This window comes from [Mycobacterium] manitobense, from assembly GCF_025821665.1.
Taxonomy (GTDB): Bacteria; Actinomycetota; Actinomycetes; order Mycobacteriales; family Mycobacteriaceae; genus Mycobacterium; species Mycobacterium arseniciresistens.
The window spans coordinates 140,407-162,810 of sequence record NZ_JACKSJ010000024.1; the positions used below are offsets into that span (position 1 = coordinate 140,407).

A 22,404-nucleotide genomic window follows, 5' to 3' on the forward strand; every position below is an offset into this window, starting at 1 on the left:
GAACCGGATCACCGCCCGCGGCGTCCAACCCGGGTATGGGAGAACGTGACGCCACCCGCGTCGACGCAGCCGCGCTGCACGCCGCAGCGCACCAGTACGAGTCGGCGGCCCGCCTCGTCGACACCGCGGTCCGCACTCATCTGAATGCGCTGACGTTCGACGGCGCCGCGGCGGGGCGGGCGCACACCGTGCGAGGCGAAGCGTTGCGCGCCGCCGTCGACGATGTCGTCGCTCCACTGCGGCAGTGGTCGAGGGCGGCGGCGGAGATCGCAGTGCTGCTGCGGCTTTCGGCGGACCGCTACACCGATGTCGACGCCGCTGCGGCACGTCGGGTCGGCTGAGCGATGGCCGGCCAGTTCGACGTCGCCGGCCGGCTGGCCGACGGACGGCCGGCGGTCGACACCGTCGACGCCTATGTATCGGCCTGCGCCGCGCTCGGATTCGAACATCCAGATCTCACCGCCCGAGTTGGCCAGGTGGACGGCTGGTACGGCAGCGAGTCCGGCATGGATCTGGAATCTCTCGACGCCGACTGCGCCCGGCTGCGCGCGGCGACGGCGGCCATCGAGCAGGCCCGAGACCTGCAGGACGGTACGGTCGGCGCGCTGGCCGACTTCTGGGCCGGATCCGGTGCGCGGTCGGCTCAGGAATTCCTGCGACGTCACGGTGACGCGTCGGCGATGGCGGGGACTGCGGTGCGCGCTGCGGCCGAGGTGCTGACGGAACTGCGGGATGGTCTGTGGCGCAGCGTCGACGCCAAAGTCATTGCCACCCAGGCGATCGCCGACACCAGCGAGAGCGTGGAGTGGCGGGCGGCCGCCCATACGGTGCTCACCGGAGCCGGAGACCGCGTGGCGGCCAGTGAACTGGTCGATCTGCGCGTGAAACCGTTCGTCGCCGGCGAGGTCGGCAACGAATGGGTCAGCGCGATGCGGGCGGGTACCGACGACGTGGTGGCCGCGTACGGCGCGGCGACCGCGGAGCTGACCGCAGTGCCGGTTCCCGTGTTCGAGGTGCCCGCCGATTGGGGGCCGGCGGCAATCCGCACCGCACCGGCCGGTCTCGTCGAAACACATTCTGTGACTGAGCAATCCGATAACGGGGCACCCGCGTGGAGTGGCTCGCCGGCGTGGAACGCTTCCGCGGCCGGCGCAGCACCGTGGCCGGCCTCGTCACCAGCACCCGCCGCGGGGGAAGCGGCACCCGCCGCGGTGGAGCCGGCGGCGGCGCCCGAGCCGACGGCATTGTCGGCGGCGCCCGAACCGGCGGCGGCTCCCGTCGAGCCTGCCACTGCGCCGTCGTCGACGCCTGCGATGGGTGGGCTGCAGGACGTGGGGTCCGGGCTCTCCGGGATGGGCCAGCAGTTCGCCGACATGCTCGGCGGGTTGCTCGGGTCGTCGGGTGACGCGCTCTCAGGTCTCGATCAGCTCGAGCCACCCGATGAGAAGGACGCCGAACTCGACGACGGCGAACCTGCTGTGGCGGTTTCCGAAGACGATGGTGAACCCGAATTCGGCGCCGGCTCGGTGAATCCGGCTGGCGGCGGCGGGTCGCCGGCACCCACCGACGCCGCGGGCTCCACACCCGGCGTGACCGGCGAAACACCGGAATGCGCCGAAACCCCGACGCCGGTCGCACCTGCCGAGGAGCCGGTTGCCGAGGAGCCCTCTGCCGAGGTTCCACCTGCCGAGCCGCCACCGACACCGCCGCCACCCGCCGAGCCCGTCGCCGCGGCACCGGCACCGGCACCGCACGACGCTGCGGCGGAGCAGGCCTCCACACCGTGCGAGATCGCCGCCGACGAAGTGCCGCAGGCCGGCGAGTGAGCGGACCGGCCGCATGATTGGTGCGAGGACACCCACCTGAACGTGCTTAGGCTGTGCGCGTGAAGGTTGTCGTCCTACGAGTCGCCGTGGTCGCGGCGGCGTTGCTCACCGCGTGTGCGCCAGACGATTCTACGCCGGCGGATTCACCGGAGCCGACGCAGAACGCACCGGCCGGTCAGGATCGGCTCGATGTGATCCAGTCGTTGCGCCGCGTCGACCCCTGCGCGCTGTATGGCGGCGCATCAGCTGTCGCCGGTCAGCCGCTGACGATCGACGGGCAGACGATGCCCCTGAGCTGCGATGCCCACACGCTCGACGGAGGAGACGAAATAGAGGTCAGTATCGGGGTGAACGTCGCAACGGTCCCTCCGGTGGAGACGCCGGCCTGGGCCGACCGTCTCGACATCGACGGTGTCGATGTCGCAGTCACGTCGGCTCTGGAGGCGCCGGACGCACCGCCGCGCGACGACGTCGTGACCTGGACATGCGGCGTTCTCGCCGCGTATCCCGACAGCACTCGGCTGATCGTGCATGCGTCCGCACCGCCTGAAGCCGACGCCTGCGCGGTCGGCGAGGACGTCATGCGAACCGCGATCCGCGAATTCGCAGAACGTCCCGGATGGGGTTCGACCGACTTCCCGACCACCGTGCTGACGGGCGCAGACCCGTGCGCGGCACCAGAGCGGCTGCGACCGACCCACCGCGTCGACATCGATGTGGCGAATTCATCGGTCAGCGCGTGCGCGTTCACGCTCGACAACAGCGACATGGTCACCACGTCCTCGATGTATTCGAGGCCGGAACACCTCGACTACTCGACAGATCACTTCGACATCGGCGGGCACCGGGTGGCGGGCGACGCCGCAAGTGGCGTGTTCGACGTCGTAGTCGGTCCCGAATTCCAGGTCGCGGGTGAGCGGTTGGTCCCGACGATGAACATCGTGGATCTGTCACTGGACATGAACCGCATCAGGATGGTCGCCCGAGCGATCGCGGAGCAGTACTGACCCACTGAGCAAAGAGAAAGGCCCGCGGTTACCCGCGGGCCTTCCGTCAGTGCTCGTCGCCGATCAGCGGCTGCGCGACAACCCGGCCGAGAACGAAGCGGCAGTGGTGCTCCGCCCGCCGCCGGTCCGTCCGGACTGACCGCGGCGGTTGCCGCCGCCACCTTGGCCACCGGAGTGCCCGCTGCGTTGGGCACCGCCGCGCTGGCCGCCACGGCTCTGGCCGCCGTTCTGGCCGCCGCCGCCCTGGCCGCCGCGGTTCGGATTGCGCCGCCGTCCGGACTGCTGACGCGGTTCGTTCTGCTCGTTCATCGGCGCCGCGACCACCAGCGGTCCGTCGAAACTGCGCTCGCCCGGGGCGATCTCGAGCAACACGGGGTGCGAGGCACCGCTGAAGCGGGTGATCGTCGGCTTGATGCCCGCCTTGCGGGTCAGCGTCCGGACGTCGGACACCTGCGCGTCCAGCATCAGGGTCACCACGGTGCCGTCGGCGCCGGCTCGCGCCGTGCGGCCCGAGCGGTGCAGATACGCCTTGTGCTCGACGGGCGGATCAGCGTGTACGACCAGGGTGATGTCGTCGACATGGATGCCGCGCGCGGCGATGTCGGTGGCCACCATGACCGTGGCGGAGCCGTCGGAGAACGCGGCGAGGTTGCGCGTGCGGGCGTTCTGCGACAGGTTGCCGTGCAGTTCGACGGCGGGTACGCCGCGCGAATTGAGCTGCCGTGTCAGGTTCTTCGCACCGTGCTTGGTGCGGGCGAAGACGATGGTGCGGCCCGGTGACGCGGCCAGATCGGTCAGCACGTTGACTCGTGCCGCCGTGCCGTCGACGTGCAGCACGTGGTGCACCATCGCCGACACCGGTGACTGCGCCGAGTCGACGCTGTGCTCGATCGGGTTGTGCAGGTAGCGCTTGACGATGACGTCGACGCCGCCGTCGAGTGTGGCGGAGAACAACATCCGCTGTCCGTCGCGCGGTGTCTTGTCGAGCAGCCGCTTGACCGGGGGCAGGAAGCCGAGGTCGGCCATGTGGTCGGCCTCGTCGAGCACGGTGATCTCGATCGCGGACAGGTCGGCGTGATGCGAACGCACATGGTCCTCGAGCCGGCCGGGGCAGGCGATCACGATGTCGACGCCCTGGCGCAGCTTGTTGATCTGCGGTTGCGCGCCGACACCGCCGAAGATGACGACGGAACGCAGACCGGTCGCCTCGGCCAGCGGGGCGAGTGCCGCGTCGATCTGGGCGACGAGTTCGCGTGTCGGCGCGAGGATCAGCGCGCGCGGCTTGCCGGGACGGCGCGGCTTCGCGTCGTTGGCCAGCCGCGTGACGACCGGCAGCAGGAAGGCATAGGTCTTGCCGGAGCCGGTCCGGCCGCGGCCCAGCACGTCACGGCCTGCCAGCGAGTCGGGCAGCGTGGCGGACTGGATGGGGAAGGGGCTCTCGACGCCGTTGGCGGAGAGGGAATCGACGACGGCCTTGGGCAGGTCGAAGTCGGCGAAGGAGGGCATGGTTGACCCACCGGTTTCTTGCACAGACAAGGTTGGATACTCCGAAAAAGTAGTGTGGTCGTCCTGCCCGGCGCGGGTGAGTTCCCGCGGCGCTCGGTTGACGATCGAGAAGCGGCAAAAGGCAGAACAGACGATGCCGCTGTGAGCAGTCTACCGGGTCTGCCCGGAAATGCCGCTATGGCGCTGGTCACCGTGCGCCGACACGGGCTCGGCACCGGCGTCGATCAGGGCAGCAGTGACTGCAGTTCCTCGACGTACCGCACCGACTCACGACGATCGCCGGTCAACGGGTGCACCAGCATCGTCGTGACACCGGCCTCGGCGAACGCGGCCAGCCGTTCCTTGACGAAACCCCGTGTGCCGACCAGCGACACGCTGCGCACGAGTTCGTCGGGCACGGCGTCGATCGCTTCGGCCTTATTGCCTGCCAGGAACAGATCCTGGATGTGGTCGGCGATCTCGCCGTAGCCGTAGCGGGTTGCGAGCTTGTGATAGAAGTTCTGCCCCCGGGCGCCCATGCCGCCGATGTAGAGCGCCAGTTGGGGTTTGGCCCACGCCAACCTGTCCTCGACGTCGTCGCCGACCGCCAGGCTGGCGCTGACCATGACGTCCAGTGGGCCGAGTTCCGGGTCGCGCCTGGCCGATCCGCTGCGCAACGCGTCGCCCCACACGTCGTCGGCCTTCTCCGGGAAGAAGAACACCGGTTGCCAGCCCTCGGCGATCTCGGCGGTCAACTCGACGTTCTTCGGGCCGAGCGCGGCGATGGTGATCGGGATACGTTCGCGCACCGGATGATTGATGAGGTGCAGCGGCTTGCCGAGACCGGTGCCCCGGTCGGCGGGCAAGGGGATCTGGTAGTGGCGGCCGTCGTGGACGACGTCCTCGCGGCGCCACACCTGGCGGCAGATCTCGACGACCTCGCGGGTGCGACCGAGCGGAGCGTCGAAGGGCACGCCGTGAAATCCCTCCATCACCTGCGGTCCTGAGGTGCCGATGCCCAGCCGGAACCGGCCGTCGGACACGTAGTCCAGACCCGCGGCCGTCATCGCCAGCAGCGATGGTGTGCGCACGTAGATCGGGACGACGCCGGAGCCGAGCTCGATCGTCGAGGTCTTCGCCGCCAGATAGCCCAGCTGGCTGATCGCGTCATAGGAGTAGGCCTCGGCGACCAGGGCGATGTCGACACCGACCTTCTCCAGTTCGACGACGTCCTCGACCGCTTCCTTGAAGCCGCCGGCGTAGCTCAGGAAGATGCCAGTCCGCATGACCCCAGAACCTATCCCAACCGGTTGGTTGGGAGTGCGGCGGGTCAGGGCTTGAGCAGGGCGACGACCTTGTTCTCCAGGTCGACGGGGTCGTCGGAGAACGGGTCGAGCACGTCCGCCCGGGGCAGCGCCGCCTCCGGGTCGGCGAAGTCGCGGTAGGCCTTCTCGCCGGTCAGCTCGTGCAGCAGATAGCCGGTGAGCAGGGCCCGGACGATCTTCTGGGTGCCCTTGTCGGCGCCGGGGAGGCCGACCACGCGGGCCAGGCGCCTGCCCTCGATGAGGCCGCCGGCCTTGACCTTGTGCACCGCGCGCAGTGTCGCCGGACGCCACACCCGCGCCAGTTCGACGGCGTTGGATCGCAGGGACATCGGATCGCCCGGATCGGCCAGGATCAGGCCCGGCACTCGCAGCGACGCCGCCGGCGCCACGGTCGGGGGACTGGTCACCGTCGGGAACAACGCGGCGACGGCCTTCACCCGCGACGGCATGCCCGCCGCGGCGAACACGGCCGCCGACCCGCCGAAACCGTGCCCCGCCAGGCCGAGCTTGGTGGGGTGCACGCTGATCTTGCCCGGCCCCAGCCGCACGCCGCTGAGGATGTCCAGGGTGGTGCCCAGGTCGAACGCCAGGTTGAGCACCGAGGGCGCCAGCCCGGTCTCGGTGGCCGGCACGGCGGCGACGATGCCCCACGACGCCAGGTGCTCGATGGTCCCGTGATAGCGGTAGTCACCGGCCAGCCAGTCGTGGCCGAACGCCACCGCGGGCAGGTTCATGCCCGACTCCGGGGTGTAGACGACACCGGGAAGTCCGGCGAAGGCGAGGTCACCGCGCAGAACGCGGTGCGGTCCGCGGCGGGTCAGCGCCTTGAACAGCTTCTTGGTGCTCGGCACGAATCGACCGTAGCCCACCGCCGCTGTCTTCCGCCCTCGGCGTCGTGGTCGCGCGGCGACGGACCGGTTAGACGCCCAGCGCCGGACCGATGGTGGTGTTCCAGGACTCCTGCATCTCGGACTCGAACAGGCCCCACGTGTGGGATCCCTCGGGCCGGACGATGTAGGTGATCGGCACACCGTTGGCGGCGGCCGCATCGGCGAATATCCGGGTGCTGTCGAACACGACGCGCTCGATGAAGCCGCCGGTGATGTTCGGACCGAATCCCGGTGGGAGCCGGTCGACCGCGCCGACGCCGCCGCTGGCGGAGGCGGCCACGTACACCGCGGTGCCCTTTAGTTTCGCGACGTTCCTGGTCGGGTCGTGGGCGATCCACTCCGGTCCGCCCGGGGGACCCCACATGGCCTCGGCGCTCTGCCCACCGCTGCCCAATGTCAGCGACACCTGCTGGACGTTGTCCGCGGGATTCAGCAGACCGCTGTAGGACCCGACCGCCTGGAACAGCCCCGGCGCCTGCACGGCGTAGTCCAGCGCGGTGCCGCCGGTGCTCGACAGGCCGCCGACCGCGTTGCGGCCGTTGGTGTCGTACTCGGCGTTGATGAGCGGCGGCAGCTCCCGGGTCATGTAGGTCTGGTACTGCTTGCCGGGATCGCTGACCCAGTTGGTCCACCAGCTGAACTGGCCGCCCAGAGGCGATACGACGTTGACGTTCCGCTCGGCGAAGAAGCCCTGGATGTCGGTCATGCCGAACCAGCTCTTGCCGCCGGGGGCGATGCCGCCGCCGGCGATGTCGTCGCCGCCGTCGATGCCGGGCAACAGGTAGAACGTCGGGGCACCCGCTTCCGGCGCCTTGAACACGTCGTTGACGATGACCTTGTTCATCGACGGCGAGAAGACCGAGACCTTGTCCCAGCGCTCGTTGACGTGCTGGATACCGGTGATGTGGGCGCCTCCGGGCGCCGCTGCGGGTTCGGCGGTCGCCGACGGAACCGGCGCGAGGAGGGCGGCTGTCAACAACGCAATCACCGGGGCGGCTGCCAGTCTTTTCAAGATCGATGAGGTCACGCCGGGAATTATGTAGTCGGGAGAACTATCAGGCGCGGCTTACCGGGCGCGCCTGCGTGTCGGTGTTTGCACTTGCAAAGACTCTGCTAAGCGCGAACGTCTGACAAAGCTCGGTCGTCTTCACTGCTGGCAAACGTCGGCAGCAACGAAACTCGGTAGTTCACTGCGACGGGCCGCCCGCCGTGGCGGTTCGGCCCCTCGACCGCCCGTCTTCGCAGCTCAGCGTTGGTGCATGGTGGTCGTGGGAGTGCCGAGCGCGGCCCTTGCACTACTCTGGACCCCTATGTGCGGAATCGTCGGCTACGTGGGGCAGCGCCCCGCCTGCGGCATCGTTGTCGACGCGCTGCACCGGATGGAGTACCGCGGCTACGACTCGGCGGGCATCGCCCTGCTCGACGGCGACGGCGGCATGAAGGTGGAGCGCCGGGCCGGCCGGCTGGCCAACCTCGGCGAGGTCCTCGAATGCACCGATCCCGCCGCGCTGTCGGGGCAGACGGGCCTCGGGCACACCCGCTGGGCCACCCACGGCCGGCCGACCGACCGCAACGCCCACCCGCACCGCGACGCCACGGGCAAGTTCGCCGTCGTCCACAACGGCATCATCGAGAACTTCGCGCCGCTGCGGCACGAACTCGAGGCCACCGGCGTGGAGTTCGCCAGCGACACCGACTCCGAGGTCGCCGTGCACCTGGTGGCCTGGCAGTACCACCACGGCCCCACCGCGGGTGACTTCGTCGCGTCGGTGATGGCCGTGCTGCCGCGCCTGGAGGGTCACTTCACGCTGGTGTTCGCCAGCGCCGAGGATCCCGGCACGATCGTGGCCGCCCGGCGGTCCACCCCGCTGGTGCTCGGTATCGGCGACGGGGAGATGTTCGTCGGCTCCGACGTCGCCGCGTTCATCGAGCACACCCGCGACGCCGTCGAACTCGGGCAGAACCAGGCGGTGGTGGTCACCGCCGACGGCTACCGCGTCACCGACTTCCACGGCGCGGCCACCGACGACTTCCGTGAGTTCCACATCGACTGGGACCTGTCGGCCGCCGAGAAGGGCGGCTACGAGTACTTCATGCTCAAGGAGATCGCCGAGCAGCCGACGGCGGTGGCCGACACCCTGCTCGGCCACTTCGTCGACGGCCGCATCGTGCTCGACGAGCAACGCCTGAGCGATCAGGAACTGCGCGAGATCGACAAGGTCTTCATCGTGGCGTGCGGCACGGCCTACCACTCCGGGCTGCTGGCCAAGTACGCGATCGAGCACTGGACCCGGCTGCCCGTCGAGGTGGAGCTGGCCAGCGAGTTCCGCTACCGCGACCCGGTGCTCGACCGCAGCACGCTGGTGATCGCCATCTCGCAGTCGGGGGAGACGGCCGACACGCTCGAGGCGGTGCGTCACGCCAAGGAGCAGAAGGCCAAGGTGCTCGCGGTCTGCAACACCAACGGCTCCCAGATCCCGCGCGAATGCGACGCGGTGCTCTACACCCGCGCCGGACCCGAGATCGGCGTGGCGTCCACCAAGACGTTCCTGGCGCAGATCGCGGCCAACTACCTGGTGGGGCTGGCGCTCGCGCAGGCCCGTGGCACCAAGTACCCCGACGAGGTCGAGCGCGAGTACCACGAGCTCGAGGCGATGCCGGAACTCGTGCAGCAGGTGCTGGGCACCATGGACTCGGTTTACGGCCTGGCGCAGCGGTTCTCGAAGTCGCCGACGATCCTGTTCCTCGGGCGCCACGTGGGTTACCCGGTGGCGCTGGAGGGTGCGCTCAAGCTCAAGGAATTGGCGTACATGCATGCCGAAGGCTTCGCCGCCGGCGAGCTCAAGCACGGGCCGATCGCGCTGATCGAGGACGACCTGCCCGTCATCGTCGTGATGCCGTCGCCGAAGAACGCCGCGATGCTGCACTCGAAGCTGCTGAGCAACATCCGGGAGATCCAGGCCCGCGGGGCCGTCACGATTGTGATCGCCGAGGAGGGTGACGACACCGTGCGCCCCTACGCCGATCACCTGATCGAGATACCAGCGGTGTCAACGCTTTTTCAGCCGCTGCTGTCGACGATCCCGCTGCAGGTGTTCGCCGCGGGGGTGGCTCAGGCCCGCGGCTACGACGTCGACAAGCCCCGTAACCTCGCCAAGTCCGTCACCGTCGAGTAGCTCCGGTGGGCGGGGTCGGGTGCTTCCGCGACGACGCCGCGCACGCGCACTTCATCGACGCCTACGGGCGGGCTCAGGCAGACCTGCCGTCGCATGACGAGTCGATCGATGTGGCAACGGCTTTCGGTACGGCGCGGGTGTACCGCTTCGACGGGGGCGGCGGACGTCCGGTGGTGCTGCTGCCCGGACGCAACGCGTCCACCCCGATGTGGGCCGCCAACCTGCCCGGCCTGCTGGCGCACCGCACGGTGTACAGCGTCGACCTGCTCGGCGAGCCCGGCATGTCGGTGCAGGACCGCCCGCTGCGCGGCGCCGACGATCAGGCGCGGTGGTTCGAGGAGATGCTCGCCCTCCTGGGCCTGTCGTCGGTCCACCTGATGGGCGTCTCGTTCGGCGGCTGGACGGCAGCCAACCACGCCGTGCGCATTCCCGGGCGTGCCGCATCGCTGACCCTGCTCGACCCGGTGATGACGTTCGCGCCGATCCCGATTCGGACGATGCTCGCGGTGGCGCCGATGGGCCTGCCCGGAACGCCGCAGTTCGTGCGCCGCCGCGTGCTGCGCTGGCTCTCCGGCGGCGCCGACGTCGACGAGAGCGTGCCCGTGGCTGCCCTCATCGCTGCGGGCACCGCTGATTTCGTGCTGCGGCAACCACTTCCGCAGCGGTTCAGCGACGGCGAGTTGCGGGCACTGGACATCCCGGTGCTGGCGCTGATCGCCGGCCGCAGCGTGATCCACGATGCCCGCCGGGCCGCGCGGCGGGGTCGGGATCTGTTGCCCCGTGGTCAGGTCGAGCTCTGGCCGGACGCCTCGCACGCGATCAACGGCGAGTTCCCTGACGAGATCGCCGCGCGGGCGGGGCAGTTCTGGGACGAGGTCGACGGCTGACGGCCATCACGTCAGGTGGCGCGCGAGGAACGGGCGGACGAGGTCGACGACGGCTTCCAGGCGGCTCTCCAGCAGGAAGTGGCCGCCGTCGAGCAGATCGATCTGGGCGTGGGGCAGGTCCCGGCCGAAGGCCAGTGCCCCGTCGGGCCCGAAGATCTGGTCGTTGCGGCCCCAGACCGCGAGCAGTGGCACCTGCGAGGTCCGGAAATACTCGTGCACCTGCGGATACAGCTCGACGTTGGAATGGTAATCACCGAACAGTTCGAGCTGGGCGTCGACCTTTTCGGGCGTCGACGCGACCGCGGCGTGCGCGGTCGCCCACGCATCGGGGTCGACGACGGTGGGGTCCGAAACCCCATGCGTGAACTGCCATTCCAGGCCAGCCGGGGTGATCAGCTCCCGTAGGGCGGCGGCGTTCGCCTCGGAGCGGTCGCGGCCGTAGGCGAACAGCGGTTCCATCGCGTCGCCGACGAACCCCTCGACGTATGCGTTGCCGTTCTGGGTGACGACGGCGGCGATCCGTTCGGGGTGCCGCAGCGCTAGTCGCCAGCCGACCGGTGCGCCGTAGTCCTGGACGTAGAGGGCGTAGCGATGCACGCCAAGGGCGTCGAGCAGCGCATCGATGTGATCGGCGAGAGTGTCGAAGGTGTAGGCGAATTCGGCTGTACCGGGCACGTCGGACTGGCCGAAGCCCGGATAGTCGGGCGCGATCACCCGGTAGCGGTCGGCGATTGCGGGGATCAGATTGCGGTACATGTGCGAGCTCGCGGGAGTGCCGTGCAGCAGCACCACCGCCGGAGCGTCCGCGGCACCCGCCTCCCGGTAAAAGATGCGGCGGCCGAGCACTTCGGCGAAACGGTGATGAGTGACCATGTCTAACCCCTTCAGTCGTCCATTGCAGTTAGACACAGTCAATCCGCTGGCTTCTAACCTGTCAACCGAACTATGATGGTTAGCGTGATCTGGCGCGACGTCCTGCTCGACCTGCTGAACACGACCCCGGTGGTCGATGGCCGGCGTACCGAACTTCTCGACGAAGGGTGGCTGGCGGCGCACGGCGCCGACCGGGGGAGCGTCGACGAGGCCCGGCGGGTGCGTGACGACCTGCAGCGGGTGGTGCGCGGCGAGGCGGCCGCCGACGTGCTGGCCGGCTGTCTCGACGGCGTCCGCCGGGTACCGCACATCACGGACGAGGGATTCGCGTGGTCGACCGACGCACCGTGGGCCGGCCACGTGGTGCTGGCATGGGGCGAGCTGCAGCGCGAGCTACCGGGCCGGCTGCGGCCGTGCGCCAACGACGAGTGCCGTTTGTTCCTGCTCGACCGCAGCAGGGCGGGTACGGCGCGCTGGTGCTCGATGAAGGGCTGCGGGAACCGGATGAAGGCCCGCAGGCACTACGACCGGGTGTCGCGCGGTTAGAGCTCTCGGATCCGCGCCTCCGTGACTTCCTCTGCGGCACGGGCGAAGCGGGCCAGCCGCTGTAGGCCGGCGACGTCGAAGTCGGTGAGCAGTCCGGCGAGGTCCGCGTTGAGCGGTTCGTACATCGCGGCGACGCGGGCGATACCGTCGCCCGCGGGTGCGATCACCACACGGCGGCGGTCGTGCGGGTCGGGGGAGCGGGTGATGTAGCCCGCCGCCAGCAGACGGTCCAGCATGCGGGTGGTGGCGCCGCTGCTGAGGTTCACCCGCCGGGCCAGCTCCCCGGGCGTGGCCGGTCCGAATCGGGCAAGCACGTAGAGGCATTGGGTCTCCGTGGGCGACACCCCGAGCCTGCGGGCCACCAGATCGTTGAACTGGGCGACGAGAACCTGCCATCCGGCCATCGCCTCGATGGCGTCCCGCACCGCCGCTGTCCGGCCGGCCGATCGCTCGGGCACGGTTGCGCTCCCTACTGCTGGGGTGCTTCACTGCACAGGTAAGTATTTGCACGATGCAACTATTGCGCCGAGCAATTAAACACTACGACAGGAAGCGGTGGTTCCGCCATGCCCGACTTCACCGGTTCGCTCATCGACCACCTCAACATCGCGGTGCCCGACCTGCCCCGCTCGCTGGCCTTCTACGAGCCGGTGCTGGCCGTCCTCGGCATCGTCAAGCTGCTCGAGGTGCCCGCCGATCCGGCGGCCGGACAGCTGGAGATGCACGGGTTCGGGCGCCACCCCAAGCCGTTCTTCTGGCTGGTGGCCGACGGCACCGTCGGTTCGAACATGCACCTGGCGTTCACCGCGGACGACCGGGCGACCGTGCGCGCCTTCCACGACGCGGCGCTCGCCGCGGGTGGCCGGTCGCTGCTCGAACCTGGGCAGCGGCCCGAGTATCACGCCGACTACTACGGCGCGTTCGTCCTCGACCCGGACGGCGTCAACGTCGAAGCCGTGTGCCATCAGCCCGAACGGCTCAGCAGTACGGCGCCCAGACCGTAGGCTTGCGGTGATGCGGCACTACTACTCGGCGGATGCGATCCGCGACGCCGAAGCGCCGCTGCTGCAACGCCTGCCCGATGGCGCCCTGATGCGGCGCGCCGCCCACGGGCTGGCCACCGCGATCGCCCGCGAACTGGCGCTGCGCACCGGTGGTGTCGCGGGGCGGCGGGTGTGCGCGGTCGTCGGCTCCGGTGACAACGGCGGCGATGCGCTGTGGGCGGCGGCCTTCCTGCGGCGCCGCGGGGTGGCGGCCACCGCCGTCCTGCTCACCCCCGACCGCGCGCACCGTGCTGGTCTGGCGGCGTTCCGGCGCGCAGGCGGTCAGGTGGTCGAGCAGGTCCCGCCCACAACCGATCTCGTGATCGACGGCGTCGTCGGGATCTCCGGCAGCGGCCCGCTTCGGCCCGGCGCTGCCGAGGTGTTCGCCGCCGTCGACGCCGCAGGCATCCCCGTCGTCGCGGTCGATCTGCCGAGCGGGCTCGACGTCGCGACGGGCGCCGCCGACGGCGCCCACGTGCGTGCCGCGCTCACCGTCACCTTCGGCGGCTACAAACCCGTGCACGCCCTCGGCGACTGCGGCCGGGTCGAGCTGGTGCACATCGGACTCGAGCTGCCCGATGCCGTAGCCGCCGGTTTCGAGGCGGGCGATGTGCTGGCGCGCTGGCCGGTTCCCGGCCCCCGCGATGACAAGTACACCCAGGGCGTCACCGGAATCCTCGCCGGGTCGTCGACCTATCCCGGTGCGGCCGTCCTGTGCACGGGCGCCGCCGTCGCGGCGACCTCGGGGATGGTGCGTTACGCGGGCACGGCGGGCCAGCAGGTGCTCGCGCTGTGGCCGGAGGTGATCGCCACGCCGACCGCCCAGGAGGCCGGCCGCGTCCAGGCCTGGGTGGTCGGACCCGGGTTGGGCACCGACAGCGCAGGCGCCGCGGCCCTGGTGTTCGCACTGGACCAGGACCTGCCGGTGATCGTCGACGCCGACGGCCTGACCATCCTCGCCGCACACCCCGACCTGCTCGCCGACCGACGAGCGCCGACGGTGCTCACCCCGCACGCCGGCGAGTTCGCCCGCCTCGCGGGCTCGCCGCCCGGCGACGACCGCATCGCCGCCACCCGCAGGCTCGCCGACCAGTTCGGCGCGACCGTGCTGCTCAAGGGGAATGTGACCGTGATCGCGGAGCCGGGTGGGGCTGTTTACCTGAACCGCGCCGACGAATCCTGGGCTGCCACGGCAGGATCCGGCGATGTGCTGTCCGGGATGATCGGTGCGCTGTTGGCGGCGGGGCTGCCGCCCGGCGAGGCCGCCGCCGCGGCGGCCTTCGTGCACGCCCGCGCCGCCGGCGCCTCGGCGCTCGATCCAGGACCGCACCCGGCGCCGACATCGGCGTCGCGCATCCTTGCCCACATCCGGACCGCACTGGCCCAGCTGTAACCCGAGAGGAAACGCCATGTCGCGCAGGCACAAGCCCGCCCCCCACATCGCTCCCGCGTACACCGGACGGCTGGCGATGGCGCCGGTGCCGTCACTGCGCATGCCCGAGGAGTGCCTCGATCCGCAGTCGGCGTACCGGTTCATCCACGACGAGCTGATGCTCGACGGCAGCTCCCGGCTCAACCTCGCGACGTTCGTCACCACGTGGATGGACCCCGAGGCCGAGAAGCTGATGGCCGAGACGTTCGACAAGAACATGATCGATAAGGACGAGTACCCGGCGACCGCCGCCATCGAGCAGCGCTGCGTGTGCATGGTCGCCGACCTGTTCCATGCCGAGGACCTGCGTGACGACGAGCCGGCCAGCGCAGTCGGGGTGTCGACGATCGGGTCCAGCGAGGCGGTGATGCTGGCGGGGCTGGCGCTGAAGTGGCGCTGGCGCCAGCGCAACGAGAACTGGAAGGGCCGTACGCCGAACCTGGTGATGGGCGCCAACGTCCAGGTGGTGTGGGAGAAGTTCTGCCGCTACTTCGACATCGAGCCGCGCTACCTGCCGATGGCCGAGGACCGCTACGTCATCACCGCCGAGCAGGTGCTGGAGCACGTCGACGAGGACACCATCGGCGTGGTGGCGATTCTGGGCACCACCTACACCGGTGAGCTCGAGCCGATCGGCGAGATCTGCGCCGCACTCGACGAACTCGCGGCAGGGTCCCGCAAGCTCGACATCCCCGTGCACGTGGACGCCGCCAGCGGCGGGTTCGTGGTCCCGTTCCTGCACCCCGACTTGGTGTGGGACTTCCGGCTGCCGCGGGTGGTGTCGATCAACGTCAGCGGCCACAAGTACGGACTGACCTATCCCGGCATCGGTTTCGTGGTGTGGCGCAGCGCCGAGCACCTGCCCGAGGAGCTGGTGTTCCGGGTGAACTACCTGGGCGGTGACATGCCGACGTTCACGCTGAACTTCTCCCGGCCCGGCAACCAGGTGGTCGGCCAGTACTACAACTTCCTGCGGCTGGGCAGGGCCGGGTACACGCAGGTGATGCAGTGCCTGTCACAGACCGCCCGGTGGCTCGGTGACCAGTTGCGCGACAGTGAGCACTTCGAGCTGATCACCGACGGCTCGGCCATCCCGGTGGTGAGCTTCAGGCTCAAGGGCGACCCCGGCTACACCGAATTCGACGTGTCCCAGGCGCTGCGGGGCTACGGGTGGCAGGTGCCCGCCTACACCATGCCCGAGGGCGCCGAGAATGTCTCGGTGCTGCGGGTGGTGGTGCGCGAGGGCTTCTCGACCGACCTCGCCAGAGCTCTGCGCGACGACATCGTGACCGTGCTGGGGCACCTCGACGCGCTCAAACCCGACGGCCGGTTCGACGAGATCCAGCCCTTCGCGCACTAGTCGAGCGGGCGGCCCCGGCGGCGCCTCGGCGGCCTCTGGGACAATCGGTGACGAGATGACTGCGCCGCCGACCGACCTCACCACCACCGCGCAGGCGGTGGTGGACCTCGACGCGATCGCCCACAACGTCACCGTGCTGCGCGAACGCGCCGGATCGGCGCAGGTGATGGCCGTCGTCAAGGCCGACGGGTACGGCCACGGCGCCGCTCCGGTGGGGCGCGCGGCGCTCGCTGCAGGAGCGGCCGAACTGGGCGTGGCCACCCTCGACGAGGCGCTGGCGCTGCGCCGCGACGGCATCACCGCGCCCGTGCTGGCCTGGTTGCACGCGCCCGGCGCCGACTTCGCCCCCGCCGTGGCGGCCGATGTCCAGATCGCGGTGTCCTCGGTGCGTCAACTCGAGGAACTCCTCGGCGCGGTCCGCCGCACCGGGCGCACCGCCACGGTCACGGTCAAGGCCGACACCGGACTGAGCCGCAACGGTGTCAGCCCGGCCGAATACCCCGCGCTGCTCGACGCGCTGCGCAGGGCGCAGGCCGACGACGCGATCCGGTTGCGGGGGCTGATGTCACATCTCGCCCTCGGCGATGAACCGGACAACCCGGTCAACGACCGGCAGGCCCGGCGGTTCACCGAGATGCGGGAGCTGGCGCATGACCGCGGAGTCCGCTTCGAGGTGGTGCACCTGTGCAATTCGCCGGCGGCGCTGACCCGTCCGGACCTGGCCTACGACCTGGTTCGGCCGGGCATCGCCATCTACGGCCAGACGCCGATCCCGCAGCGCGGCGACATGGGGCTGCGGCCGGCCATGACGCTCACCTGCCCGGTCGCGATGGTCCGCAGGATCAGCGCCGGTGACGGTGTCTCCTACGGCCACACCTGGATCGCCGAGCGCGACACCACCGTCGCGCTGCTGCCGATCGGCTACGCCGACGGCGTGTTCCGCAGCCTGGGCGGCCGCCTCGACGTGCTGATCAACGGACGGCTGCGTCGCGGCGTCGGCCGCATCTGCATGGACCAGTTCGTCGTCGACCTGGGCCCGGGTCCGGTGGACGTCGCCGAGGGTGACCGCGCCGTCCTCTTCGGGCCGGGCGACGCCGGAGAATCGACGGCGCAAGACTGGGCAGAGCTGCTCGGCACCATCAACTACGAGGTCGTCACCAGTCCGCGGGGCCGGGTGGCCCGGGTGTATCGCGGCGGGCCGCAGGCGGTTTCGGCCCGGTGACGAGCGACGAGGCACGCAGGCGCGGACGTCTGCGCGGCGCGCGGTGGCTGGCCGGGGCGGCGGGCCTTGCGGCCGTCGGCGGGCTCGCCGGTTCGACGGTGATGAGGTCGCTGACCCGGCGCGTCACCGACGACGACCCGCACCTCGACGAGGACTTCGAACTCCTCGACGCCGACCGCAGTTCGGTGGTGACCACATCGGACGGGGTGCCGCTGGCGGTTCGCGAGACCGGGCCGCTGGACGCGCCGCTGACGGTGGTGTTCGCGCACGGCTTCTGTCTGCGCATGGGCGCGTTCCACTTCCAGCGCGCCCGCCTGGCCGAGCAGTGGGGGCCGCAGGTCCGGATGGTGTTCTACGATCAGCGCGGTCACGGCCAGTCCGGTGCGGCGCCACCGGACACCTACACCGTCACCCAGCTCGGTCAGGATCTCGACACCGTGCTGGCCGTGACGGCGCCGAAGGGTCCGGTGGTGCTCGTCGGCCATTCGATGGGCGGGATGACCGTGCTGTCGCACGCCCGTCAGTTCCCGCAGCGCTATCCCACCCGCGTCGTCGGCGCCGCACTCATCTCCTCGGCCGCCGAGGGTGTTTCGCGGTCGCCACTGGGCGAGATCCTGAAGAACCCGGCGCTGGAGGCGGTGCGGTTCGCGGCGCGGTACGCACCCGGGGCCGTACACCGCACCCGCGGCGCGGCACGCGCGGTGATCGGCCCGGTGCTGCGGGCGGCGTCCTACGGTGACGAGAAGATCAGCCCGAGCGTCGTCGCGTTCTCCGAGCGGATGATGCACGACACCCCGATCGCCACCCTCGTCGAATTCCTGCACGCGCTGGAGGTGCACGACGAGACCGCGGGGCTGGCGACGCTGGCCAAGGTCCCCACTCTGATCGCCTGCGGTGACCGCGACCTGCTGACCCCGATGGAGTACTCGCAGGAGATGGCCGCGGCGCTGCCGAAGTCCGAGCTGGTGATCGTCGGCGGCGCAGGTCATCTGGTTCAGCTCGAGGAGCCGGAGACCATCGACGACGCGCTGGTCCGGCTCGTCGAGCGCGCCACGCCCTCCAAGCTCGTCGCGCTGGGGCGGCGGCTGCGGGAGCGGGCCCGGCCCCGTGGCTGAGCGGTCGGGCGGGACGGCGGAACTGGCCACCGCCGAGGACACCGCCGCCCTTGGTGCGCGGCTGGGCGCACAGTTGCGCGCCGGCGACGTGGTGGTGCTCTCGGGACCGCTGGGTGCGGGAAAAACCGTGCTGGCCAAGGGGATCGCGCAGGCCATGGACGTCGACGGACCGGTCACCTCGCCCACCTTCGTGCTGGCCCGCGTGCACCGGGCGCGACGGCCGGACGCACCCGCGATGGTGCACGTCGACATGTACCGGCTGCTCGACCATCCCGGCGCCGACCTGCTGGCCGAACTCGACTCCCTGGACCTCGACACCGATCTCGACGATGCCGTGGTGGTCGTCGAGTGGGGTGAGGGTCTGGCCGAGCGGCTCTCCGAGCACCACCTCGACATCCGGCTCGAACGCAGTGCGCACACCGATACCCGCAGTGCGGTGTGGCGGTGGAGCGCGCAGTGAGCACGCTGATCCTGACCATCGACACCGCCACCCCCGCGGTGAGCGCCGGTGTGGTGCGCCGATCCGGTGCCGAGGTGACCGTGCTCGCCGAGCGTGTCACCGTCGACGCCCGCGCGCACGCCGAGCAGCTGACCCCGAACGTGCTCGCCGCTCTGCGCGACGCGGACGTAGAGGTCGACGCGCTCGACGCCGTGGTCGTCGGCTGCGGACCGGGACCGTTCACCGGGCTGCGGGTGGGCATGGCGAGCGCCGCCGCCTACGGTCACGCGCTGGGGATCCCGGTGCGCGGGGTGTGCAGTCTGGATGCGATCGGTGTGGACGCGTCCTCCGCCCCGGATCTGCTGGTGGTCACCGACGCCCGGCGCCGCGAGGTGTACTGGGCGCGCTACCGCAGCGGCGTGCGGACCGACGGCCCCGCGGTCAGCGCACCGGCCGAGGTGCCTGCCGGTGCCGGCGCCGTGGCCGGTTCACCGGAGCATGCCGCGCTGTTCGACCTGCCGCGGATCCCTCCGGTGTACCCGTCGCCCGGCGGACTGGTGCGCGCCGTCGACGACTGGGACGCGGAGCCCGAGCCGCTGGTGCCGCTGTACTTGCGCAGGCCCGATGCCAAGCCGCCGGCCTCACGGCGATGACGGTCGTCTACGGCCAGCTGCAGCCTGAGGACGCCGCGCGGTGCGCGGAGCTGGAGTCCCTGCTGTTCCCGGGCGACGACCCGTGGCCGGCGCAGGCGTTCCGCACCGAACTGGCGGCCAGGCACAACCACTACGTCGCGGCGCGGGTGGACGACACACTCGTCGGCTATGCCGGGATCGCCCGGCTGGGCCGAAAGGCGCCGTACGAGTACGAGATTCACACCATCGGCGTCGACCCCGGATACCAGGGCAGGGGCATCGGCCGCCGGCTGCTGGACGAGGTGCTGGTGCACGCGGGCGACGGTGTGGTGTTCCTCGAGGTGCGCACGGACAACGACCCGGCGATCGGGCTGTACACCAGTTCCGGCTTCGTCGTGGTGGGCCTGCGCAAACGGTATTACCGGGTCAGCGGCGCCGACGCCTATACGATGAGGCGCGATCCGCCATGACAATCATCTGTGCCATCGAGAGCTCCTGCGACGAGACCGGTGTCGGTGTCGCCGAGCTGACCGACGACGGCGCCGTCCGGCTGCTCGCCGACGAGGTGGCGTCCAGCGTCGACGAGCACGCCCGGTTCGGCGGCGTGGTGCCCGAGATCGCGTCCCGGGCGCACCTCGAGGCCCTCGGCCCGACGATGCGCCGGGCCCTGGAAACCGCCGGTGTGCGCAGACCCGACGTCGTGGCGGCCACCATCGGACCGGGTCTGGCCGGGGCGCTGCTCGTGGGGGTGGCGGCGGCCAAGGCCTATGCGGCCGCCTGGCAGGTGCCGTTCTACGCCGTCAACCACCTCGGCGGTCACCTCGCCGCCGACGTCTACGACCACGGCCCGCTGCCCGAGTGCGTCGGGCTGCTGGTGTCCGGCGGGCACACCCATCTGCTGCACGTCCGCTCACTCGGCGAGCCGATCCTGGAACTGGGCAGCACGGTCGACGACGCGGCGGGGGAGGCCTACGACAAGGTCGCGCGGCTGCTCGGGCTCGGCTACCCCGGCGGCAGGGTGCTCGACGATCTGGCGCGTGAGGGCGACCGCGCGGCTGTCGTGTTCCCGCGCGGGATGACCGGCCCCCGCGACGATCCGTACGCGTTCAGCTTCTCCGGGCTCAAGACCAGCGTCGCCCGCTATGTGGAGAGCCACCCGGACGCGGCGCAGGCCGACGTCGCGGCCGGTTTCCAGGAAGCCGTCGCCGATGTGCTGACCCTCAAGGCGGTGCGGGCCGCGACCGAACTCGGGGTGTCGACGCTGCTCATCGCCGGTGGGGTGGCGGCCAATTCCCGGCTGCGTGAGCTCGCCGAGGAGCGTTGCGCCGCAGCCGGACTGACGCTGCGCGTGCCGCGCCCCCGGCTGTGCACCGACAACGGCGCGATGATCGCGTCGTTCGCCGCGCATCTGATCGCCGCGGGTGCGGCGCCCTCGCCGCTCGACGTCGCCAGCGATCCGGGTCTGCCGGTCGTCAAGGGTCAGGTGGCGTGAGCGAAGAGGTCGGCATTCGCCGCCACCGTGCACCTGTTGGTCGATCCGCGAACATCTGACGGCCGGTCCGGCAGACTCGCTCCCGTGCACTACGACCTGCGGTTGCGACCTGCACAGCCGGCGACACCCGCGCCGGACGCCTTCGAGATCCACCGCCGCCACGTCCCCGCGAGCGAGCACCGCGACGGGTTGTCGCTCGCGTTCGTGCACGAAGGCCTCGGCGGCTACCCGTTGTTGTTGGTGCACGGTTACCCCGAGACGAAGCGGATCTGGTGGCGCAACATCGGTCCGCTGGCCGTGGCCGGCCACGAGGTGATCGCTCCCGATCTGCGCGGCTTCGGCGACTCCGATCTCTCGGCCGACGACGTCTACGACCTCGCGGCGTGGAGCCGCGACCTGTACCTGCTCGTGCACGACGTGCTCGGTCACGAGCGTTGCGGCGTCGTCTGCGGTGACCTCGGCGGTGCGGTCGCCGTTGACATGCTGCACCGGTACCCCGGCTTCGTCGACAAGCTCGTCTACTTCAACACAGTGCCGCCGTTCGTGTTCGACGACTTCGTCGCGGCGGGCATCGACGTCGCATCGATACTCGCACTCGGCGACGGACCGACCGCCGACTACCGCCACCTGCAGGGTGTGACACCGGATGCGCTGGCCGCGGAACTCGATTCACCGGCCAAACGCAGGCGGTACATCGGCGGAATGTACGGCCACCGGCTGTGGGCGTCGCCGGGTACGTTCAGCGCCGCCGACATCGACTTCATGGCCGAACCGTTCGCCACCGAGGAGCGGATGCGTGCCGGCTGGGCGTGCTACCAGCTGATGCACGGCAGGCCGATGAGTGAGCCGCCGATCCTGGACCGCAAGGTGGACGTGCCGACGCTGATCCTCTACGGCATGGACGACCACGTCATCGGGCCGGATTTCCTGCACACCTGCGAGGTGGCGTTCACCGACCGCGCCGGGCCGGTCGTGGTGCCGGGTGCGGGCCACTTCCTGCAGTGGGAGCGGGCAGACCTGCTCAATCCGCTGGTGACCGCATTCTTCGGTGACCTTCGCGTTCACCATTCACGGTAGGCACTACCCGAGCCTTGAGTGCTAGCACTCGCATGTATAGAGTGCTAGGTGGCAGGCGGCCAACCCCCTGCGCCGGCACCCGCGACGACGGCGCACGGACCCGGACGCATGCCGAACACCTGGTAACACACAGGTCCGGGGTGTGCCCGGATCTACACCCGAAATAGTGGAGGGCTCCATCGTGGCGAGCGTGAACATCAAGCCACTCGAGGACAAGATCCTCGTACAGGCCAATGAGGCCGAGACCACGACCGCTTCCGGTCTGGTCATCCCCGACACCGCCAAGGAGAAGCCTCAGGAAGGCACCGTCGTCGCTGTCGGCCCCGGCCGCTGGGACGAGGACGGCGAAAAGCGTATCCCGCTGGACGTCTCGGAAGGCGACACCGTCATCTACAGCAAGTACGGCGGCACCGAGATCAAGTACAACGGCGAGGAATACCTCATCCTGTCGGCGCGCGACGTGCTGGCAGTCGTCTCCAAGTAGCGACGTGTTCCGCCCCGGAGATCCCCGTGCACACGGGTGATGTCCGGGGCGGCATGCGTTCCGTCTCTTCTTTCACACCCCCTTCTCTTCACG

At 70.3% G+C, this 22,404-nt stretch carries 23 protein-coding genes; 17 read left to right on the plus strand and 6 right to left on the minus strand.

The window, feature by feature from the left end:
- The first annotated feature begins 35 nt into the window (after nucleotides 1–35).
- Genes H7I41_RS03490 through H7I41_RS03500 form a run of 3 tightly spaced genes read left to right on the plus strand, consistent with a single transcriptional unit; the run spans nucleotide 36 to nucleotide 2,833 of the window.
- Complete coding sequence (locus H7I41_RS03490) at nucleotides 36–341, plus strand: DUF7162 family protein (RefSeq protein ID WP_264011169.1); 306 nt, start codon at nucleotides 36–38, stop codon at nucleotides 339–341.
- Nucleotides 342–344: 3 nt separating this feature from the next.
- Nucleotides 345–1,826, plus strand: a complete 1,482-nt coding sequence (locus H7I41_RS03495) for a hypothetical protein (protein ID WP_264011170.1) — start codon at nucleotides 345–347, stop codon at nucleotides 1,824–1,826.
- Between the two features lie 59 nt (nucleotides 1,827–1,885).
- Complete coding sequence (locus tag H7I41_RS03500) at nucleotides 1,886–2,833, plus strand: hypothetical protein (protein ID WP_264011171.1); 948 nt, start codon at nucleotides 1,886–1,888, stop codon at nucleotides 2,831–2,833.
- Between the two features lie 63 nt (nucleotides 2,834–2,896).
- Here the strand turns inward: H7I41_RS03500 and H7I41_RS03505 are convergent, their stop codons facing one another.
- The 4 genes from H7I41_RS03505 to H7I41_RS03520 all read right to left on the minus strand — a co-directional run bounded on the left by H7I41_RS03505 (nucleotide 2,897) and on the right by H7I41_RS03520 (nucleotide 7,560).
- A complete protein-coding gene (locus tag H7I41_RS03505) occupies nucleotides 2,897–4,339 on the minus strand; it encodes a DEAD/DEAH box helicase (protein ID WP_264011172.1) in 1,443 nt (480 codons plus the stop codon).
- A 224-nt stretch (nucleotides 4,340–4,563) separates the two neighbouring features.
- A complete protein-coding gene (locus H7I41_RS03510) occupies nucleotides 4,564–5,604 on the minus strand; it encodes an LLM class F420-dependent oxidoreductase (RefSeq protein ID WP_264011173.1) in 1,041 nt (346 codons plus the stop codon).
- A 44-nt stretch (nucleotides 5,605–5,648) separates the two neighbouring features.
- Entirely contained in the window at nucleotides 5,649–6,494 is an 846-nt protein-coding gene (locus H7I41_RS03515; protein WP_264011174.1) for a dienelactone hydrolase family protein, read from the minus strand.
- 67 nt (nucleotides 6,495–6,561) lie between these two features.
- The gene (locus H7I41_RS03520) at nucleotides 6,562–7,560 is read right to left on the minus strand and encodes an alpha/beta hydrolase (protein ID WP_264011175.1); all 999 of its coding nucleotides are present in this window, start codon (nucleotides 7,558–7,560) and stop codon (nucleotides 6,562–6,564) included.
- A 283-nt stretch (nucleotides 7,561–7,843) separates the two neighbouring features.
- Between H7I41_RS03520 and glmS the strand changes: the two genes are divergently transcribed.
- Both glmS and H7I41_RS03530 read left to right on the plus strand, forming a co-directional pair.
- Complete coding sequence (gene glmS, locus H7I41_RS03525) at nucleotides 7,844–9,709, plus strand: glutamine--fructose-6-phosphate transaminase (isomerizing) (RefSeq protein ID WP_264011176.1); 1,866 nt, start codon at nucleotides 7,844–7,846, stop codon at nucleotides 9,707–9,709.
- Between the two features lie 5 nt (nucleotides 9,710–9,714).
- Nucleotides 9,715–10,596 (plus strand): alpha/beta fold hydrolase, encoded by an 882-nt coding sequence (locus H7I41_RS03530; RefSeq protein WP_264011177.1) that lies wholly within the window; start codon nucleotides 9,715–9,717, stop codon nucleotides 10,594–10,596.
- Between the two features lie 6 nt (nucleotides 10,597–10,602).
- Here the strand turns inward: H7I41_RS03530 and H7I41_RS03535 are convergent, their stop codons facing one another.
- Entirely contained in the window at nucleotides 10,603–11,469 is an 867-nt protein-coding gene (locus H7I41_RS03535; protein WP_264011178.1) for an alpha/beta fold hydrolase, read from the minus strand.
- A gap of 84 nt (nucleotides 11,470–11,553) precedes the next feature.
- Here H7I41_RS03535 and H7I41_RS03540 point away from each other — a divergent pair, with 84 nt between their 5' ends.
- Nucleotides 11,554–12,015 carry a CGNR zinc finger domain-containing protein gene (locus tag H7I41_RS03540; protein ID WP_372503658.1) on the plus strand — a complete coding sequence of 154 codons (462 nt, stop codon included), beginning with the start codon at nucleotides 11,554–11,556 and terminating at the stop codon, nucleotides 12,013–12,015.
- On the opposite strand, the gene H7I41_RS03545 is transcribed toward H7I41_RS03540, so the two are convergent.
- The gene (locus H7I41_RS03545) at nucleotides 12,012–12,473 is read right to left on the minus strand and encodes a MarR family transcriptional regulator (RefSeq protein WP_264011180.1); all 462 of its coding nucleotides are present in this window, start codon (nucleotides 12,471–12,473) and stop codon (nucleotides 12,012–12,014) included. The genes H7I41_RS03540 and H7I41_RS03545 overlap by 4 nt on opposite strands.
- A gap of 108 nt (nucleotides 12,474–12,581) precedes the next feature.
- On the opposite strand from H7I41_RS03545, the gene H7I41_RS03550 reads away from it, so the two are divergent.
- From H7I41_RS03550 to groES, 11 genes are all read left to right on the plus strand, one after another.
- Nucleotides 12,582–13,019 carry a VOC family protein gene (locus H7I41_RS03550; protein ID WP_264011181.1) on the plus strand — a complete coding sequence of 146 codons (438 nt, stop codon included), beginning with the start codon at nucleotides 12,582–12,584 and terminating at the stop codon, nucleotides 13,017–13,019.
- A gap of 10 nt (nucleotides 13,020–13,029) precedes the next feature.
- Entirely contained in the window at nucleotides 13,030–14,451 is a 1,422-nt protein-coding gene (locus tag H7I41_RS03555) for an NAD(P)H-hydrate dehydratase (protein ID WP_264011182.1), read from the plus strand.
- A gap of 16 nt (nucleotides 14,452–14,467) precedes the next feature.
- Nucleotides 14,468–15,850, plus strand: coding sequence for a glutamate decarboxylase (gene gad / locus H7I41_RS03560; protein WP_264011183.1), 1,383 nt, complete (start codon nucleotides 14,468–14,470; stop codon nucleotides 15,848–15,850).
- 55 nt (nucleotides 15,851–15,905) lie between these two features.
- Nucleotides 15,906–17,072 (plus strand): alanine racemase, encoded by a 1,167-nt coding sequence (alr, locus tag H7I41_RS03565; protein ID WP_264011184.1) that lies wholly within the window; start codon nucleotides 15,906–15,908, stop codon nucleotides 17,070–17,072.
- Nucleotides 17,069–18,187, plus strand: coding sequence for an alpha/beta fold hydrolase (locus H7I41_RS03570; protein WP_264011185.1), 1,119 nt, complete (start codon nucleotides 17,069–17,071; stop codon nucleotides 18,185–18,187). The genes alr and H7I41_RS03570 overlap by 4 nt, the downstream gene beginning before the upstream one ends.
- Nucleotides 18,180–18,647 (plus strand): tRNA (adenosine(37)-N6)-threonylcarbamoyltransferase complex ATPase subunit type 1 TsaE, encoded by a 468-nt coding sequence (gene tsaE / locus H7I41_RS03575; protein ID WP_264011186.1) that lies wholly within the window; start codon nucleotides 18,180–18,182, stop codon nucleotides 18,645–18,647. Before H7I41_RS03570 ends, tsaE begins: the two co-directional genes overlap by 8 nt.
- Nucleotides 18,644–19,279: a tRNA (adenosine(37)-N6)-threonylcarbamoyltransferase complex dimerization subunit type 1 TsaB gene (tsaB, locus tag H7I41_RS03580; protein WP_264011187.1), complete on the plus strand. Its 636-nt coding sequence runs from the start codon at nucleotides 18,644–18,646 to the stop codon at nucleotides 19,277–19,279. The genes tsaE and tsaB overlap by 4 nt, the downstream gene beginning before the upstream one ends.
- The gene (gene rimI / locus H7I41_RS03585) at nucleotides 19,276–19,728 is read left to right on the plus strand and encodes a ribosomal protein S18-alanine N-acetyltransferase (RefSeq protein ID WP_264011188.1); all 453 of its coding nucleotides are present in this window, start codon (nucleotides 19,276–19,278) and stop codon (nucleotides 19,726–19,728) included. Before tsaB ends, rimI begins: the two co-directional genes overlap by 4 nt.
- Entirely contained in the window at nucleotides 19,725–20,750 is a 1,026-nt protein-coding gene (gene tsaD, locus H7I41_RS03590) for a tRNA (adenosine(37)-N6)-threonylcarbamoyltransferase complex transferase subunit TsaD (protein ID WP_264011189.1), read from the plus strand. Before rimI ends, tsaD begins: the two co-directional genes overlap by 4 nt.
- Before the next feature lie 84 nt (nucleotides 20,751–20,834).
- Nucleotides 20,835–21,827 carry an alpha/beta fold hydrolase gene (locus tag H7I41_RS03595; protein WP_264011190.1) on the plus strand — a complete coding sequence of 331 codons (993 nt, stop codon included), beginning with the start codon at nucleotides 20,835–20,837 and terminating at the stop codon, nucleotides 21,825–21,827.
- Between the two features lie 181 nt (nucleotides 21,828–22,008).
- On the plus strand, nucleotides 22,009–22,311 hold the full coding sequence (gene groES, locus H7I41_RS03600) for a co-chaperone GroES (protein ID WP_045384501.1): 303 nt from the start codon (nucleotides 22,009–22,011) through the stop codon (nucleotides 22,309–22,311).
- The last annotated feature ends 93 nt before the right edge of the window (nucleotides 22,312–22,404 follow it).

What these genes read in the sequence shown, in the direction of transcription:
- H7I41_RS03550 (WP_264011181.1), top strand. Translation starts at nt 12,582, where the DNA reads ATGCCCGACTTCACCGGTTCGCTCATCGACCACCTCAACATCGCGGTG.
- alr (WP_264011184.1), top strand. Translation starts at nt 15,906, where the DNA reads ATGACTGCGCCGCCGACCGACCTCACCACCACCGCGCAGGCGGTGGTG.
- glmS (WP_264011176.1), top strand. Translation starts at nt 7,844, where the DNA reads ATGTGCGGAATCGTCGGCTACGTGGGGCAGCGCCCCGCCTGCGGCATC.
- gad (WP_264011183.1), top strand. Translation starts at nt 14,468, where the DNA reads ATGTCGCGCAGGCACAAGCCCGCCCCCCACATCGCTCCCGCGTACACC.
- tsaD (WP_264011189.1), top strand. Translation starts at nt 19,725, where the DNA reads ATGACAATCATCTGTGCCATCGAGAGCTCCTGCGACGAGACCGGTGTC.
- H7I41_RS03490 (WP_264011169.1), top strand. Translation starts at nt 36, where the DNA reads ATGGGAGAACGTGACGCCACCCGCGTCGACGCAGCCGCGCTGCACGCC.
- H7I41_RS03535 (WP_264011178.1), bottom strand. Translation starts at nt 11,469, where the DNA reads ATGGTCACTCATCACCGTTTCGCCGAAGTGCTCGGCCGCCGCATCTTT.
- H7I41_RS03505 (WP_264011172.1), bottom strand. Translation starts at nt 4,339, where the DNA reads ATGCCCTCCTTCGCCGACTTCGACCTGCCCAAGGCCGTCGTCGATTCC.
- H7I41_RS03555 (WP_264011182.1), top strand. Translation starts at nt 13,030, where the DNA reads ATGCGGCACTACTACTCGGCGGATGCGATCCGCGACGCCGAAGCGCCG.
- H7I41_RS03495 (WP_264011170.1), top strand. Translation starts at nt 345, where the DNA reads ATGGCCGGCCAGTTCGACGTCGCCGGCCGGCTGGCCGACGGACGGCCG.
- rimI (WP_264011188.1), top strand. Translation starts at nt 19,276, where the DNA reads ATGACGGTCGTCTACGGCCAGCTGCAGCCTGAGGACGCCGCGCGGTGC.
- H7I41_RS03510 (WP_264011173.1), bottom strand. Translation starts at nt 5,604, where the DNA reads ATGCGGACTGGCATCTTCCTGAGCTACGCCGGCGGCTTCAAGGAAGCG.